Annotated in this window: 13 protein-coding genes; 8 read left to right on the top strand and 5 right to left on the bottom strand. The window is 59.3% G+C overall.

The window, feature by feature from the left end:
- Window positions 1-183: 183 nt before the first annotated feature.
- From BLT65_RS12360 to BLT65_RS12370, 3 genes are all read right to left on the bottom strand, one after another.
- Window positions 184-1,026: an SIR2 family NAD-dependent protein deacylase gene (locus BLT65_RS12360; protein WP_091778059.1), complete on the bottom strand. Its 843-nt coding sequence runs from the start codon at window positions 1,024-1,026 to the stop codon at window positions 184-186.
- A gap of 340 nt (window positions 1,027-1,366) precedes the next feature.
- Window positions 1,367-1,510, bottom strand: coding sequence for a hypothetical protein (locus BLT65_RS47185; RefSeq protein WP_167306480.1), 144 nt, complete (start codon window positions 1,508-1,510; stop codon window positions 1,367-1,369).
- 246 nt (window positions 1,511-1,756) lie between these two features.
- Window positions 1,757-1,963, bottom strand: a complete 207-nt coding sequence (locus BLT65_RS12370) for a hypothetical protein (protein ID WP_091778063.1) — start codon at window positions 1,961-1,963, stop codon at window positions 1,757-1,759.
- Window positions 1,964-2,175: 212 nt separating this feature from the next.
- Here BLT65_RS12370 and BLT65_RS47620 point away from each other — a divergent pair, with 212 nt between their 5' ends.
- Window positions 2,176-2,505 carry a hypothetical protein gene (locus tag BLT65_RS47620; protein WP_208545763.1) on the top strand — a complete coding sequence of 110 codons (330 nt, stop codon included), beginning with the start codon at window positions 2,176-2,178 and terminating at the stop codon, window positions 2,503-2,505.
- Window positions 2,506-2,690: 185 nt separating this feature from the next.
- Complete coding sequence (locus tag BLT65_RS12380; protein WP_167306481.1) at window positions 2,691-4,808, top strand: AAA family ATPase; 2,118 nt, start codon at window positions 2,691-2,693, stop codon at window positions 4,806-4,808.
- Window positions 4,809-5,149: 341 nt separating this feature from the next.
- Here the strand turns inward: BLT65_RS12380 and BLT65_RS12385 are convergent, their stop codons facing one another.
- Window positions 5,150-5,410 (bottom strand): hypothetical protein, encoded by a 261-nt coding sequence (locus tag BLT65_RS12385; protein ID WP_091778066.1) that lies wholly within the window; start codon window positions 5,408-5,410, stop codon window positions 5,150-5,152.
- A gap of 1,585 nt (window positions 5,411-6,995) precedes the next feature.
- Here BLT65_RS12385 and BLT65_RS12390 point away from each other — a divergent pair.
- From BLT65_RS12390 to BLT65_RS12400, 3 genes are all read left to right on the top strand, one after another.
- Window positions 6,996-7,283 carry a hypothetical protein gene (locus tag BLT65_RS12390; protein WP_091778067.1) on the top strand — a complete coding sequence of 96 codons (288 nt, stop codon included), beginning with the start codon at window positions 6,996-6,998 and terminating at the stop codon, window positions 7,281-7,283.
- Between the two features lie 112 nt (window positions 7,284-7,395).
- Window positions 7,396-7,740, top strand: coding sequence for a hypothetical protein (locus tag BLT65_RS12395; protein WP_091778162.1), 345 nt, complete (start codon window positions 7,396-7,398; stop codon window positions 7,738-7,740).
- An 84-nt stretch (window positions 7,741-7,824) separates the two neighbouring features.
- Window positions 7,825-9,753, top strand: a complete 1,929-nt coding sequence (locus tag BLT65_RS12400) for an AAA family ATPase (RefSeq protein ID WP_091778069.1) — start codon at window positions 7,825-7,827, stop codon at window positions 9,751-9,753.
- A 242-nt stretch (window positions 9,754-9,995) separates the two neighbouring features.
- Here BLT65_RS12400 and BLT65_RS12405 read toward each other — a convergent pair whose 3' ends face one another.
- Window positions 9,996-10,832: a hypothetical protein gene (locus BLT65_RS12405; RefSeq protein WP_143036510.1), complete on the bottom strand. Its 837-nt coding sequence runs from the start codon at window positions 10,830-10,832 to the stop codon at window positions 9,996-9,998.
- 455 nt (window positions 10,833-11,287) lie between these two features.
- Between BLT65_RS12405 and BLT65_RS12410 the strand changes: the two genes are divergently transcribed.
- From BLT65_RS12410 to BLT65_RS12420, 3 genes are read left to right on the top strand one after another with little or no spacing between them, the layout of a single operon-like run.
- Complete coding sequence (locus BLT65_RS12410) at window positions 11,288-13,636, top strand: hypothetical protein (RefSeq protein ID WP_143036511.1); 2,349 nt, start codon at window positions 11,288-11,290, stop codon at window positions 13,634-13,636.
- Window positions 13,633-15,591, top strand: coding sequence for a P-loop NTPase family protein (locus BLT65_RS12415; protein ID WP_091778073.1), 1,959 nt, complete (start codon window positions 13,633-13,635; stop codon window positions 15,589-15,591). The genes BLT65_RS12410 and BLT65_RS12415 overlap by 4 nt, the downstream gene beginning before the upstream one ends.
- Complete coding sequence (locus BLT65_RS12420) at window positions 15,588-16,343, top strand: hypothetical protein (RefSeq protein ID WP_091778074.1); 756 nt, start codon at window positions 15,588-15,590, stop codon at window positions 16,341-16,343. The genes BLT65_RS12415 and BLT65_RS12420 overlap by 4 nt, the downstream gene beginning before the upstream one ends.
- The last annotated feature ends 202 nt before the right edge of the window (window positions 16,344-16,545 follow it).

Here is a 16,545-nt window from a genome sequence, read left to right on the forward strand (position 1 = left end):
TCGCAAACAGAACAGGCCCATGCGGGCAACGCCGGGCCAGGTTCCGTTAGCGCAATGCGCGTGGTCGTGAGTTGAATGGTGGTATGCACGTCGGCGGCGACTCGATAGCGGGCAACGCTCAGGTTGGAAACATGCCGTCAACGACCCGTGCGTCGGCGAAAGCGTCCGCTCTCGACGAGTTCGTCACGCCTGCGTGCCGGAAATCTGATCGAGCGCGTGATCGAGCGCTATGAGCGTCGCGAGCGCGCTACCCCGAATACCGATGCCCTTTGCCAGATCGATTTGCGGCTCGCGCGCGTTGATGCGGATTACACGCGGCCCGTATCGCTCGCTGAAACGGCGAATGGTCGGCAACGCTGTGCCGGCGCCGATCTCGACGACCACTGGCCGCCCAACCGATGCGCTCCAGCGCTGCAGGCTCGCTTCCTGTTGGTCCGAGCGTCTGGAAAGCCACGCGGCTTCGTTGAACATCAGGACATTGGGACGGGCAACTCCGCCGCATTCCGGGCAACGCGGCAACGCGCAAATCAGACGGCACGCCTGCTCGTCAACCTGCGGTTTGAACCCGGACGCCGGCCAGATGCGCGAGCAGCACGGCAACATGCATTGCATGTAGTGAATCGAACCGTGGCACTCGGCTACACGATCTTCTGCGAATCCCGCGCGCTGAAACTGGCCATCGACGTTGCTGGTGCGGACAAACGCGCCGTGCGGCACACGGTCCGCCCAGCGTCTGAGGATTGCGAACCCGGCGTGAGGTTCGATCTCGCGATAGAGGCTCAGGCGGTGACCGTAGAACCCCCACGCGAGTGCTGGATCTTCATGGAACGAAGCCGGATTGGCAATCGATTCGAAGGTGATCTGCGCAGCGCCCAAAGGAGGGTAGGCGCGCCACAAACCTTCGTTGCCGCGAAAATCTGGCAACCCCGAGTCCACACCCATCCCCGCGCCTGCTGTCACGAGCAGGCTGTCTGCATCGCGCAGCCAGCTGGCGGCTTGCTCTATTACCCGTTGTTCTTCGTCCATTGTGTTCGGCCCTCTCGTTCCCGTCCGCGTATTGGCTGCGGTGTAGTTTATTGTTATGTAAGCGTCGCGATGCCCGCTAAGGCTTCATGCGTGCACGACCTCTGAGGCGGTGCAACATCAGTTCTACCAGCGCGACAGGAGCATCGAGTGGGCCTGCGACGCTTCGCTCCAGATCGAGGCTGCCGCATGCCGCGCACGCGCCGGGCAGCGACAATACATCGCTGCGCTGCGGATAGACGTGGTGCCAGCCGCATGAGCGGCAGGTCAGTTTCATCGGACGGGCAGGAATTGGCATAAAGCGATCGCGTGCTGGAATCAAGATGCGATGTCTGACTCGCTGTCAGGCTGCGCCGGACACGACGTTCTGCGCGTCGCGACGCACCTTTTCAATGTACTTGCCAAGCACAACCGTCGACAGGATGCCGGTGGCGAAGACGATCGCGAACGCAGCGAGGCTTTCAAGCGGGGAATTGTTGTTCAACATATGGATCTCTTCCATGTCAGTACGGCAGGTTGATGTCGCCAACGCCCGCCCGCTCCAACTCGCAGCAGGGCGCAAGCAGCGTTTAGCTGACACGTGTGAGTAGTTTGCATTGAACTTCGGACAAAACGCGTCCCGACTGCACGCACCCTTGCCTGGCTGAACCAGTACGATTACGGCATGCGGCTGAATTTCTTTAAGCATCCGCTCACAAATATTTACCTGCGAGTTACAGTGCGCCTATCGCCGCTATCCAATGCCGCGCCAGATCAACGACGACAACTGGTTTCCCGTTCCGATAATCCGGTAGTGGCTGTCCCTGGTCAGGTCCGACCTCGGATCATATTCGCCGACCCTGTGATAGTGCGCATCTCGGGCAATCTGCTTGCCGCTCGATTCGGTCTCGATAGTGCCGATGATGTGATATTGATCGTCACGCAGATATTCGATTGCCATATGCCGTCCTCGTAAAAGCGTTGCTATTTCGGCCACGGTTGTAGTTGGAATACCAAAATGGCCGCCCTTTAAGCATCACTATGAGATGACATCGAGACAAACGGTGTCCAGAACGACAAGAACACAACGTTGCAAAAGCAACGGCTCATCAAGACACATTCTGTCCCAATCGTGCTCCACGATCCCCATATCGCAAATACAAAGGGGAATACGTGAGGTCGAACAAGGTGACGAGTCCTTACACGATCAAAAACCTCGATGCAGCAGTCGCGCATCTAGAACGTATCGTCGGCGACGAATGCGCCCAGTCGCTCTTTGGGCAGAGCTATTGGTTTATGCGCATTCAGCAGGCGCTGGCGACGCCTGGCATCATGCACACGCAGCTGCGACGGCTGCAGAGACTGCTCGACCGACTGGAATCCGCATCGCCTCCTTCGACCAGCACCCATCGCGATCCAGCAAGCCCCAAAGGGGCGAGTACCGGGGCCATGCACCGGCCCCACACAAACAGTGTGTTCAAGGTCTGTTCGAAGGCACTCTGACCGACTCGCCAAATGCGCGAGCCTCGATGGGCCCTTCACACTCCCCGGCGCGCGTGCAGCGGATTTGACGCACCTTCCCGATTGGAGACATGAAATGTCTCAAAGCCCCCTCATACTCGATTTGCGTCATTACCAGATCGCTTAACGCTCTTATGATCCCTCGCTTCCTCCGGTCCGACCCCGCCTTGTCACGCACCCGGCAAACCGAGCCTATCGTTCAGCTCTGGACGCTGCGCTTCCTCGTCAAGCTCGAATTGCACAGGTGTCTGGTCAAGCCTGGTGGATGGGCCAGTGACCTCGTCGCACATGCCCTTTCCTTGCCCGACTTGCGATTGCCCGGCGCGAAACAAAGCCGGCTTCTCAGGGACGAGGAAGACAACGATAGCCCGCCGGATGAAGCCGAAGGCACCTTCGATGCGCACGCGGCATTGGACCTGTTGCATGAGCGACTGGTCAGCGCTGAAGCTGACGCTGCGCAGGTGCGACCGCCGCACATCGTGGCAGCCAATATCGAGCAGCTGCGTTTGCTCGTCGGGCTCTCGGATGTTGAAGCCCGTATCCTCATGTTCGCAGCAATGGTGCACACTGATCTCGTGCTTGACAAGATGAGCGACTGGGTCGGCGACCTCACCTCGGCGAGGCTCTACCACGCATTGAGCGCTGTTCTCGACATCGAGGAGAAAGCGGTCCGCAGCGCGCTCTCGCTGCAGGGAACACTGGCTCGCTCTGGCTTGCTCACGGTCGACCGCAAGGAGCGGTGGACGCTGGCGTCGAAGCTCGACCTGCTGTCCGACGGGTTTGCCGATTGCATCGTGTCGGACAGTGTAGAGACGCTCGACTTCCTGCGTGGCATGGTTACGCTTGCGGCACCACCCACATTGACGCTCCCAGATTTTGCGCATATCGAGGAACAGGTGGGTCTGGTCCGCACATATCTGGAACGCGTATCAACGACCCGCCGCCGGGGCGTGAACATCCTTGTGCATGGTGCACCTGGTACGGGTAAAACCGAACTGACGCGCGTGCTCGCAGATGCGCTCCAGCTGAAACTCTATGAAGTAACGGGTGAGAATACTGATGGAGACGCTGTCCCGGGCGAGCAACGTCTGCGCGCGTTTCGGGCAGCTCAGGCGTTTTTTTCCGAGAGGCAGGCGTGTATTGTTTTCGACGAAGCCGAGGACGTGTTTTCGGATGGCGGACCGGGAGAACGTAGCGTGGCGCAAGCCCGCAAGGCGTGGCTTAACCGCGCCCTGGAGGAAAATCCGGTACCGACATTCTGGCTGTCGAATTCCGTGGCCGGAGTAGATGCAGCGTTCGTCCGGCGCTTCGACATGGTTCTGCATATGCCCGTGCCCCCGGCTCGTGCACGCTCGCGCATCATTCTCAACGCCTGCGCGCGCCTCATGCCGGAGGCAACTGCCGAACGACTCGCGGCCAATGCGACCCTGACGCCCGGCGTGGTCGCGCGCGCCGCCGCCGTTCTGCAGCACAGTTCTGACGACTGGACACCGCAGCGTTTCGGCGACGCACTGGAGTGGCTCGTCAGTGGCACCCTCGAGGCACAAGGACACGCCCCGCTCGCGCCGCGAGGAACGGCCGCCGGGCCCAGATTCGACCCGCGCTTCGTCAACGCTAACATTGACCTCGCATCGCTCGCGCAGGGTATCGCACAAACGCGATCGGCGCGGCTGTGCCTCTACGGTCCGCCGGGTACGGGCAAGACTGCATTTGGAACCTGGCTGGCCGAGGAGCTCGAATGCCCGCTGATGCTGAGACGGGCATCGGACCTGATATCGCCCTATGTTGGCGAAACCGAACAAAATATCGCCCGGATTTTTCGCGAAGCGACGCGGGAGCGGGCGCTGCTGCTGATCGACGAAGCCGATAGCTTTCTTCGGGATCGTGCCGGAAGCCGCCATAGCTGGGAAGTAACATCGGTTAACGAAATGCTCACTCAAATGGAGTATTTCGAGGGTGTGCTGGTGATGTCGACAAATCTGTTTGAATTGCTCGACGAAGCCGCGCTGCGACGGTTCGATGCGAAACTATGTTTCCGTTACCTGACACGGCAGCAAGTCCAAATGTTCTTCCTCGAACGCTGCAAGGCAATGGAACTTGATGACTCTGCAACGGCCTTCGAACACGTGCTTTCGAACGTGGAGACGCTGGCGCCGGGGGACTTCGCAACCGTGATCCGCCGACACAGGCTGTCGCCGGTGCGCTCTGCAATCGACTTTGCGAACGCGCTGGCAGAAGAATGCCGCGCTCGACAACGTGGGGCCATGCCGATTGGCTTTCTTTGAATTCGACGGAGCATCTGACTCGCCCAAGTGCCGAAGTGCCGCGGGACGTCGGTTGAGTTGAGTCATCCACCGTTTGCTAGACAAACCCCAGCGAGGTCGTCCGCCAATCCGGGGATCTCTTTCCGCATGGCCGATATGGCCAGCCGCCGTTTAGAGATTGCCAGCATGCCATTTTAAGCACCTGCGAGCTGCTCAAAGTCGCGGCAGTCGTGTCCACATCGTCGCAGCGGTCGGGTATGCAGGACCGACTCCTCGAACGTGGATGTAATGGCAAGACACTCGAGGCCGCTCGCTTGCATCGCAAGCGGAGTCCACATGACTGTGGACTCCGCGCTTCACCGCTAGCGAGCTTTCTTCACGCAGGGCGGAATCGGCCCAAAATAGCCTTCCAACGCCCTCCAGGTTTTAAGCCCCAGGCGCTGGCGCACCCGTTCGAGTTTGTCATGCAGCTCGACGCACTCTTGAACATCTTCGGGCTTGACCGCGTCCAGACGACTCCTCATTTGGTCCCACGGGGAGGCGTTCTGCTTTGGCGCAGGCGTCAATCCCTGCTCAGAACTGCCCTGGCCTACCTCCGCGGAATCGCGCGAATCATCGATCATGTTCACTTCTCCTTGCTGCTTTCCCGCTACGCTTGGCATGCGGGCCGGCCGCTCCAATAGCGACCAAGTTGGTCTTCCCGAACGCCCCCAAATTCGAGTTAGGCATCCGGTCCATAGTCCAGCCCTTCCCGCACGGCTTAAAGCACCGCATGCGGAATTCGCGGCTCGCAAAACACGCGCCGCCGGGAGTGGGCTATGTACCCCCGCAGTTGAATTGATGGAGCGCGACACAAGACTCGTGTCATGGCTCGGCCCCCTAGACCGGGGTCCGCTTTGGATTAAGGACGGCAGATTGATACGAAATTGCGCCCTTTCGGACCAGTCCTGTGCAGACGCACAATACTGTGAGAAAGGATCAAGTTTCGAGATTGAAAAAAAGGGGCGCCGCGGAGCAACTCGCTAACGCGAGGAGGCCGGGAAGGACTTTGTGATGAATCACGTTTGGATCTCCGATCGGCCGGCCACAACTGGGACCGGAATCTGCACGGATCTGGATCCAAACTTATCGGTTAACTGCTTGCCGCACGCAGAACGGCACGAGCAAAGGTATCACACGCGCAGAATAGATAGCAAATCTTTTCGTAGCGGTGGTCTGGCGACGCGCTCGCGTCCGCCTCTGAAGCGCGTAACCACCGCGTTCTTTTGATGCTGCTCCTGTACGGAGAAGGATCTCGCATCAGCGACATTTACGCGGGGTAACGCGAAAGCCATCTTCCCGGTCTCGTCAGCTTTTGCTCTAGCATCAGACTTGTGAGTAGTGACCGCCATCAAGACGCGTTCCCTATACCGCTAAGCCCCGGCAGCATTGCTCCGACCTGCCCGTGGTGCCAGCCACGACACGAGTCCGCCGGCTGGGTCATACGTCTTCGGCCAATGCGCCGTCGTGCTCGACGGATCCCGGGCCGTGCGGATCGCAATGATCAATTTCAGCGTGGCACCCGTAGCGACCGCAAAGAGCCGCTGCAAAGCGACTTCGCGCACCGCGCCAAAATCAACACCGGACGCCAGGGGCCGCACCGCATCTGCGACGTGTCGGCGCTATGGCGTTTCGCGACTGCTCGTCCTTCCTCTCCATTTACCCGAGAAGTGGGTGCTAGCGCCACATCGATCGCCACGAAAAGGTGTCGATATTCGTAGAGCGGTGTGTTTCGGTAACAGGGCTGCATCGGATTGAAACATTCCTGAAGCTTGTGCGCCCTCCGGCCATCGGCTAGGGACGACTTGCGTTCGCGAAAACCCGTGCGATCCTGAGCCTGTCCCTGCAGTGAAGTTCGCAGGGACAGGCAGGCGGGGTGCGTTTTTCCGCATTTCGGCCGGTCCGGTCTGCCGCTTGCCGTCACTCCCATTGTCAGCTCCGTCAGCCCTCTGGCCGACGGACATCCATGACCAAAAGGACGTGTAGACGCCTTACCACAACCACCCGCAAGGACATCCCAATGAGCAACTCAAGAAACCGGCTATGGCAGGTATTTGTCGAGGAATGCCGCCAGTGCCTCGCAGACATCTTCATGCCACTGATCGTCGTCGCACGATGGATACGGCGTCACACGCGGAAATAAACACGTCAATAGTACGGAGGTCTCAAATGGAAACCACACGCTTTACGGCGCAGAACGGGCGCGAGGTCCTCAAGATTGTCACCGACTCGGGAAGGACCGGCTACATCGACAGCAGCATCCCCATTGAAGTGATCGAGGCTTGGCACCGCCGCATCAGCGCAGCTCTCGCGCACCCGATCTCCCGGCAGCGACGTCTCCTCCGTGCGAGCCGGCGCCGGGTGTTCGAGCCGGTACGTCGACGGACACGCCAGCGAGGACTGATGGTGCACATGCGACTACACCGCCGCGGCCGTCTCCTGCTTGCTCTCCGCTAAATCGCGTGCGCACTTGCGTCCGCGCGAATCAATGCGAACCTGGTTCTGCCCCGTTCCGACGCTTCCACTTCACCGGGCTGGGCAAATCCTTCCAATGCTCCCGGAGCTTGTCATGCATAACGATCAGCAGCAGTCGTTCTTCAACTTTATCCATCCGGATCACGCAAGCCTGCCCCTCCCCGTGCGAACGTTCTGGAACAGCGCAGCCGTCCTGTTGTTCATCTCGCCCTATACGATGGCCTTCACGTCGTGCCTTGGTGTCGTCCTGGGCCTCAATCAACTGCAGGCCGCGTCGCCCGCGCTGACACACGGTTTTCCTCTCGGCGTCATCGAGCTGTGGAGGGCCGGTGCTATTGCTTTCACAGGGCTATTTGTCACTGTGGCCTTTTTCGAGCGTCATGAACTGGCCCAACTCATCCGCAACGACATATACCAGACGCTTGAGGACATCAAATAGCCCATGTTTCGCCAGGTGAGCCATTGACCACGCCCCGCGTTGTCAGTCCGCCTTCGCTGAGATCGCTTCCACGGAGAATTGTCCATGAAGGACGCCATTCTTTCCACCGCCCGTGACTGCCCGCCGCTCCTGATTGGATGTGGCGTAGGCTTCGGCCTCGGGTCCGCGCTCCATTTGCAAAATATTCGGCTGATTGTCGCCGTAATTGCCTGTGTTGGCGTGGCACTCGTGCTTCATTACCGCATCCCTCTCGCTCGCCGACTGATGGCGATGGCAACTGTCGTGATGCTGGTTGTCGCCCTCGGTCACGGCTCGTTGCACACCACTGCCATCCTAGGGGCCGGCGCCGCGCTCTGGATGACTGTGCGTGCCGGATATCGCCGGTATCGCCGAGAGCGCGCGTCCGCGCCTCCAGGGAGATCACCCTCGTCAGCACAGAGTTCAGCAACTCAACGTGATGCAGGGCAGGTGTCGGCTCAGCACGCATATTCGTTGGATGACCGCGTACTTCGTGCGAGATTCGGCTTTGACGCTATCACAGGCATGGCTGACGTCAAGGCAAGACTACTCAACGTGGCACGCGAAATCCTCACGCACCCAGAGCAGGCCAGAAACGGGATCCTGCTGTCGGGGGAGCCGGGTAACGGCAAGACTATGTTTGCAGAAGCACTCGCCGGCGAATTGGGAATTCCCTTCTTTTCGATCTCCTACCAGGACATTGCGTCGAAATGGATCAATGAAACGCCCGAACGCGTGAAGGCTGCCTTTGCTCAGGCAGCGCGCTTGCGACAGGCAGTTTTTCTGATCGATGAAATGGATGGTTTCATTAAGTCACGCAGCGACCAGACCCATTCGATGGATCGCGACCTCACAAACACAATGCTCACGGAGATGGTGCGCCTGCGTGGCACAAGCATCGTGCTGGTTGCTGCCACCAACGACATCGCCTGGCTCGATGTGGCCGCCATCCGGGAGGGACGCTTTGACTTCAATGTCGAAGTGCCGCCACCGGATCTGCCAGCCCGTGAAGCGATCCTGAAGCGTTCGGTCGGCAAGGCGCTTGGTCCTAATGCGCTTGACCAGTCCGCCCTCCGTAGCCTCGCGGGGCGCTGGGCTGGATTCAGTGCGGCACGCCTGATGGCTGTTGGACCGCAGCTTGCCGATATGCGGACGGAGGGACTTTTCGGGAAAGGCCCTGTGTCGTTCGATATTGCCATGCAGGCCATGCGTCGTATCCAGGGCTCGAAGGGACAGCTGCCGGAGGGAGTCAAGGCAATCGACGAGATCATCATGCCCGACGGATCACGTGATGACCTGAAGCGTCTCACGCGACGGCTCAAGAACGTTCACCGAATGGAGCAGTTAGGTGGCGCACTGCCGCGCGGAGTTCTGTTCTACGGTCCGCCGGGCACCGGTAAGACCCAAGCGGCAATGGCCCTCGCGAAGACAAGCGACTGGGCATTCCTCAAGACCACGGGCGCTGAACTGCTAGGCAGTCATGCGGCTTGGAACAAGCTCTATCGGGAGGCAAAGAACCTGCGCCCATGCATTTTGCTTATCGACGAAGCGGATGACGTACTGGGTGATCGGCGCCTCTCCAGTGTTGCGCCGCTTACCAACCGGATCCTTGCCTCGATCGACGGGGCGGATGGCCGGGTGCCGGACGTGCTGGTCATTGCTGTGACCAACCACCCCGAAGCACTGGATCAGGCCGTGCTTCGCGGTGGGCGTCTGGAGCAAAAGATCCGCTTCGAGGTTCCTTCACGAGAAGTGCTCGCCGCGTATATCCGCATTCATTTGAAGCGCAAAGCGGGTGAGACCTTTGCAATCTCGCGGCACACGGTCGAATGTCTGATTGCAGGCCTCGCGGGCTGCTCGATCGCCGATACGGACACGGCTCTTCAGCGCGTCATCGATGAAGCGGTAGCGCGACATATTGACGACGGGTCCACCACCATCACGACGGCCGACGTGCGCGCGGCACTCTCGACCCTCGCTGTCTCAAACGTTTGAAGGACGTCTCAAGGACTATTCGGGGCTTGCACTCGTTCACAGACTTGACCTTTGCCCGCCAGGTGGTGAATAGGCTGGACGTTCAGTCGTGGCGTCATCCGTTCGTGGCAATGCACCGTCCGTTGGCCGGAGCTGTGCTGGCGGGATGGTCCGCTGTCTGATGCGAAGCAGCGGCACGAGGGATCTCGGGCCGCGAAAGGCGGCGCCTTGCCCATCACAGAACATCGTGCTTTTCGTCGACGTCAACCCTTTTGGCAACGTCGTCTCTCCAGAACCCTGGCGATAATCGGCAATAAGCGCTCCGGCGTCGGGCGGCCATGCGGGCCTGGGCCGGGTTGCCTGTTTAGTTGGTGCATACCTGGCCCGTGGCAGTCTAACTCTCGGATGAGAGCGGTTTCGACCTCATCGATTTCGTGAGGGGCAGCATTGCACAGCAGGGTGCACACAACTCGCCCACCAGCGCGAATAGCATCGCCCAGAGCTTCATGAACCGGTCGACCTTTGACGCCAGCTAATACCTGAGCCGTTCGCTTCGCATAGTGTTGTAACGGTCGGTTGCTGTTCAAGGATTGGCCAACATAGCTGCTCACCTGAACGCCGTCCGCGCTCAAAATCTCAAAGAAGTAGATCAATCCCCTCAAACAATCCACGTCATCGGTCCGGTACTCAAACGCCGGAACCTGCAGCTTCGACAACGCGCGCCGCTGCGCGGTGCCGGCGGGCGACTTTGCGTCCTTTGTCGATTCAATCACAGAAGAACCAAACACCTCGTCGCCGTCGTCTCCCGGCACCCCTTCCTCAAAACGCAGGATTTCTTCGGCCACGGCTTCAGCGAGCTGCTCAGCGTCTAATATCTCGCCGGGTCGCACAACTCCGGCCAGACTTGAAACCGATAACTTCACTTGGCAGACGTCGGCATTTCCCGTCGGAAGAACGCGGACGATTCGCGTTGAGTTTTTTCCCCGGCGCACGAAATCCAGAAAGTAGGCGTCCCGAAGGTCGTTGGAGTCCCGTTTAAGTCTGGGAAACTTTTGAGCAATCAGATTGCGGATGGCTTGTCGTGAAAGATCAATCTTCATCTTGTGCTGCTCCCGCGCGTGAGCCTCGTGGTGCCCGATAGACAGGCGTTGCGTCAGTAGATCCTTGTGCGTCGCGCAGAGCGAAAATGATAGCAGGCTTGGCGACTGGGCGCAGTGCGCGGTTCCGACCGCACGCATCTCGGAGGACTGAAGTCGCCCCCTTCAGTCAGTCGACGCGGTGTGCCGGCAAAGGCCGTTTCCGGCGCGGAATCGCCTTTCGAATGTCACGTGACGGCTTTTGAAAGCGTCCCCTCATAACGATTGCGGCCACTTCTGGCCGCAACTGTCGTCGAAGGGCGATCATCGAAAATCAGTCTAAGAGCCAGTGACGTGAACCTTTCTCGCCCGCTACGACTTCGCTCGCAAGGTACTAAAGAAAATTCAGCGAGAAGCCGTTAACTCACGCGACATCGATGCAAAGAACGCGCAACTAAGGATAGGTTTTGACCAGAGCGATGATTATCCTCGTGCGGTCGATATTCATTGCCCGGAATCAGTTGACTCATCGGTGTGGAAAACACAAGTCGTCGCCGACGCGGCGTTGTGCGGCGCCTTGGGCGGATAACTCAACAAATAAACACGACAGCGACATGCACGCTCCTGAGCTTTTACTTGAGAACCTCAATCAGTCGCTGCGCACGCTTCTCGGCGCGGCAACGGTGTTGGAAGATTCGACCATCGCCGAAGAATTCCGCCCCGTGATCCAGCGCCTGCTTCTCGCGCAGGTGCTAGGCGAGCAAGACATCATCGTCATCGGCGGATCGCAGGGAGCGGGCAAGACGACGCTCCTTGCGGCCATGTACGGCCTCTCATGCAATACAGACGCTTGGCTCAATGCGAACGAAGGCCGCGGCGAACAATTGCCTGTTCTTATTCTCGAAGACAAGGATGTAACTTGCGCCGTCGGGAAAGTGCGCCGCCTGGCGTCGGACAAGACCGCCGGCCGATGGTTTCTCGAGGAAGCAACGGTCGATGAAGCGGCGTTCCGAAGCGCTTGCCGCGGCGAGTCCGCCGATACCCTCCTGCCGGTCCTGCGCGTGCCGCAGAAGTATTTCTCCGGCTCACGTCACGCCATGATGCTGCTGCCGGGCTACGAACGCGCAACGCGCGAAAATGCGCTCTGGCAGAATCTGATGCAACAGGCGATGATCGGCTCATCCGGCTGTCTGATCGTGACCGACCGTACGCGTCTTGCAAACGGACAGCAACAGGAGATCCTCAACGACGCTTCGCATCCGGATCTGAAAACGCTCGACACGGTCGTCGTGGTGACGAAGACCGAAGATCTGGCCGACAACGAGATCGAGCAGTCTAAGGTGCGCCACACCGCCGCGCAGACGATGGGCATCGACCCCGCACGCGCAAACGACCGCGTCATCTGCGCCGGTATGAGCAACGCCGAGTACCGCGCTCAATGGCTAGCTCGCGTTACCGAGGCGATGCGTTATCTCGGCTCAAGCGTCGCAAGAAACAGAAATGCACAACTGGCTCATCTCGAGCGGACGATCGGCCGTGACCTCGGCTATCTGCTGGCCACGCTTCAAGGACGCGCCCGCACTTTCCTTCATCAGGAAGGCGACAGCACGTTGACGCCCATCGCGCGCTGTCTCGAAGAATTCGATAAGGCATGCAGTAACCTGCGCGGGCAATATCGCGAAGGCGTATCGGATTTGCTGTCTCGACGGAGTGAAGAGGCGTGGAATTCGCTCGAGGGCCGGCTGAAGCAGAACCATGAAGGCATCAGGAACAAGGTCTCACGTATCCTGGACACAGCAACCGAAACGCAGCAGAAGATTCGCGATGATATCTCCGGTGCCTGGAACGCGCCGAACACACCGATACTGGAAGGCGTTGCAAAATTGATCGGCGACGTGGTCGGACGCAAACTCGGGGCAATATCGGTGCCGGCACTCGCTCGGGCGATGCAGGATTCGGTCAAGGCGAGTCTGCCGGTGCGTCTGGGTTACGTCGACGAGAAACAAAGCCCGGTCGCCTGGCGTGAGCCTTCCGAACAGACGCTCGCAAATCTCACGGCCCTGTTTGGCAGCGCGCATGTCAGCAACAGCAACGACGGCCCGCCCGGGAGCGATGCAAGCAATTTACAAACGACCGTGTCATTGGAGCAAAGCGTACAGCTGCTTCCGGCGCTTGCGCTCGAGTACATGCGCGCGGCCAGTTTGGCGCCGGTGCTGTTCGGCATGACGGGACACGACAACGCAGGGATGCCCGAAGGCGACGTTTTGAGGTCGATGACGAACGTACACAACCAGATGAAAGCGTTCGGCGATCAGACCAGCAACATGCTCAAGGGTCTGGCTTTCGTGATGTCGATCGACTTTCTCGCTGACGGCGAGCTCAATGCCGTAGCACCGCTGCTGAATATCTTGGGACTCGGCGGAGCGAGCAACGCAGCCGCCGGTTCGGTGACGGCCCTAACCACTGTATCAGCCATTGGCGCCGCCGTGGCGACGGCCGCAACCGTCGGCTTTCTGGTCCATGCCGGCATTCGCGAAGTCCGTCAGTACGACCATCAGGTTCGCGCATACGGCTATGAGGCATTGCAGGGCATCAGGGAGCAGCATCATCTCCACTTCATGAAGAGCTTCGATCAATTGATGGCACGCGTGCGCGAGCGGCTCGAAGAAGGCCTGCGCCGCCGCTATCACGTCGATCGGACGCTGATGCATCAGGACCGGCTTGCTAAGTCCATCGCGGAGGTGCGGACGCATCGGCTCGACTTACTCGACGCAATAGCCCGTTCCGGCAAGACGCTCGAAATTTATCACGGCGTGCAGGCCGCATGAACGACCGTGTCGATGATTCGAAGCTCGGGCCGGCGGCGCGATGGGCGCAACTGAGCGCGCGCCGGCTCGACTGGGCCTTCGAAGCCTACGATCTCTTCATGAAGGCACTTTCCGAGGAAACGCGCAATCGTTTCGCGACCGGTGGTGACAACGGAGAGGCGTACGTCGTCGTGTTCGGCCGCACGCAAGTCGGCAAGACAACGCTTCTCCTTGACCTGATGGGGGTATCACCGCAAGAAGCCGGGCGTGTGTCAGACGTGCTGCGCGGAGGCCGTGCGAGCGGCGAGTCCGCGACGGCTACAGCCATGGAGTATCGGCGTTCGGCGGACGACCGCTGGCATATCTCATGGGATGGCGAGCTCGCGTTCGATAAAGACGCCGACATGGCCAGCGCCCTCAGTGCGTTGCGCCTGCGCATGTCGGCCGGCAAGTTGAAAGTGGACCGTCCTATCGTCGTGTGGATTCCGGCGAACAGCTTTAGCGAGGAGGGCCGGTCCGGGCCACGCGTGAGGATGTTGGACCTGCCCGGCGACAATCCGAAGGACAAGACGGAACAGCAGCACGTAACCGCCATGGCGGAGAAGTACGTTCCAAATGCAGACCTGATTCTGCTCGTCGGACGGGCGGACGATCTTTCCTTTTTGAATCCTGATGCGCTGACGCTGCCGCGCATTCAGGACTGGCGTGTCATTCCCGAGCGGTTCCGCATCGTCACAACATTCTCTTTCACGCCACACAGCCTGCAGCATGCGGTAAAGACGGAAACGGGCGAGCTCGATGCCGAATTCTTCAGGCGGCGCTTGCGATCGGAGATCGAAACCTTCGGCAGCAAGCTGCCGGAGGAGCTCGTGCCGTCGCGCCTCCTGTACCCGCTTGAGTTCGGCAAGTCCTGGTCGAATCAGGCACACGCCGCAAGCAACCTGTTCGAACGCGTCGATCCGGTCGTCAGAAAGCTCAAGCAACAGCTGCACGCTGACATCGAAGAAGCCGCGACGGCCTATGCGCGTCTGCGCTCAGCGATACAGGTACATATTACGGCCGATGAGATCAAGTCGATCCGACTGAAGGAATGGGACGATGAAATCGCGCACATTTGCGGCAAGATAGCTCAGATTGATGCGGAGCGCGCCCACGGGGAAAAGCGCCTCAATGATTGCGAGATCGCTCAGCAGAAGATCGAAGATGTCGAAGATCAAGCAATCTTCGCGGAGCTCGAAGCGCGAGTGACAGCGTTTCGCACGGATGCTCTGGAATCGCCGGGGACGGTCGAACCTAGGCGCGACGCTATCGCGCTTTGCATCTCCCATTTCTCCAGGCGCCTGCAGGACAGGGCAAAGCAATTCGAACCGGCATCGGAAGGGCAGGCATCCGGACGTTTCTGGCAAGCACTTCGGCCCGACGAGGAAATTGATTCGTCTAGGTATCGCGAAGCGATTCATGCCGAGTTTTCCTCGCTCAAATCGAGGCTGGACGGCTACAGTCTCGACCGATATCTGCCTTGGATGCCGGGGAGCAACTTTGACGAGGACAAGACGCTGCTCCGGGACTCGATGAACCGCGCGGTTCTCGCCATTAGTCAGCACATCGGACAGCACTGGAAAAAGGTCGCCGACAAGCGTATTGCCACGCTACGGAATGCACAGCGTCTCGCCATGGAGAAGGTCGAAATGGCTCGACGGGATTTGGAGGAGGTTGGACGTCGTGCCAGCAGGCTCGCGAGCAGCATGCAACACGAGCAGACGCGAAGGCAGGCATTCAGTGACCAGATGGATCGTGATCGTGAGATGGGCGAGCGCTTCAAGGCCTATCTGAACGACGCCTATCTTCACGCTGTGCGCGATCGCAGACAGTCCGCGCGAGCGCAGGGCGCATCTCCCGACGCATTGCTGCTTTTGCTGTCGGCCGCGCAACTGCGCTTTGAACGAAGCAAGATTTTCCAATTGGACCAGACATGAAAAATAGCTCGATCAATCTCGCAGGATACGAAGAAGCCATTCGGAAGGAGGAAGAGGAGCTCTCAAAACTGTTGAGCCGCGTGATGGCCCCCCCCCTTGAACCATTGAGCGAGTCGTTTTCCAAGCTCGAAAAGCGCGTGACGGATCTAGACAACGCGGTCAGGACCGTTCAGGAGGAAGGCCAGCGCGACATCGTGATCGGCATCGATCGCGTTGAGGAGGCGTTGCGCGACGTAAAGTCAAACACGGACTCCTTTGGAGGGGATCTCGCGCAAAGTGCCTTTGTGCAGTCGGAGAATCTGAAAACGAGTGTCGCCAAGCTTTTCGACCAACAGAAAAAAGACTTGGAGCGCGTCGTTGATGTATTGGTGGACGATCAGAAGAAAAATATCGAGCACTTCGTTCGCGCATTCACGGACGAGCAAAAAGAAAATGTCGAGCGAGCAATCCGCGCATTCACGGACGAGCAGCAAGGCATCAAGCGCGAACTGGACAGCTTGCGCAACGACTTTGATGCACGCGTCAGTGCAGAGTTTGCAACGCTTCGTTCGGGCCTAGAAGCTCAGGACGAGACGTTTCGCCGCGGGATCTCCGAATTGGAACAACGGCTGCAAGCACATCACGAAGTGAAACTCGGTGACATGACGCGCGCGATAACGGACCTATCGGGCAAGCTGTCTTACGTTCGATGGATCGGCGTGGCGGCAGTCGCGAGCGGTGTCGCGGCGGTCGTTCTGCTATTGATGCGCTGACCACCCATCAGCTATTGGTTGCATAGATGATGCAACAACATTTCGAAGGACGATCCACTATCGATCTAGCTATCTTCGAACGGTTCTTGCATCATTTCACCCAGACGTGGCGGATCTGCAGGTTGATTATCAATGCAGTTGGGGACATTTTTAGTCCCATGAGTTGAAAGAAAATGGCCCGAATTGTCGGACGGCGAAGCGG

Source organism: Paraburkholderia steynii, from assembly GCF_900100565.1.
Lineage (GTDB): Bacteria > Pseudomonadota > Gammaproteobacteria > Burkholderiales > Burkholderiaceae > Paraburkholderia > Paraburkholderia terrae.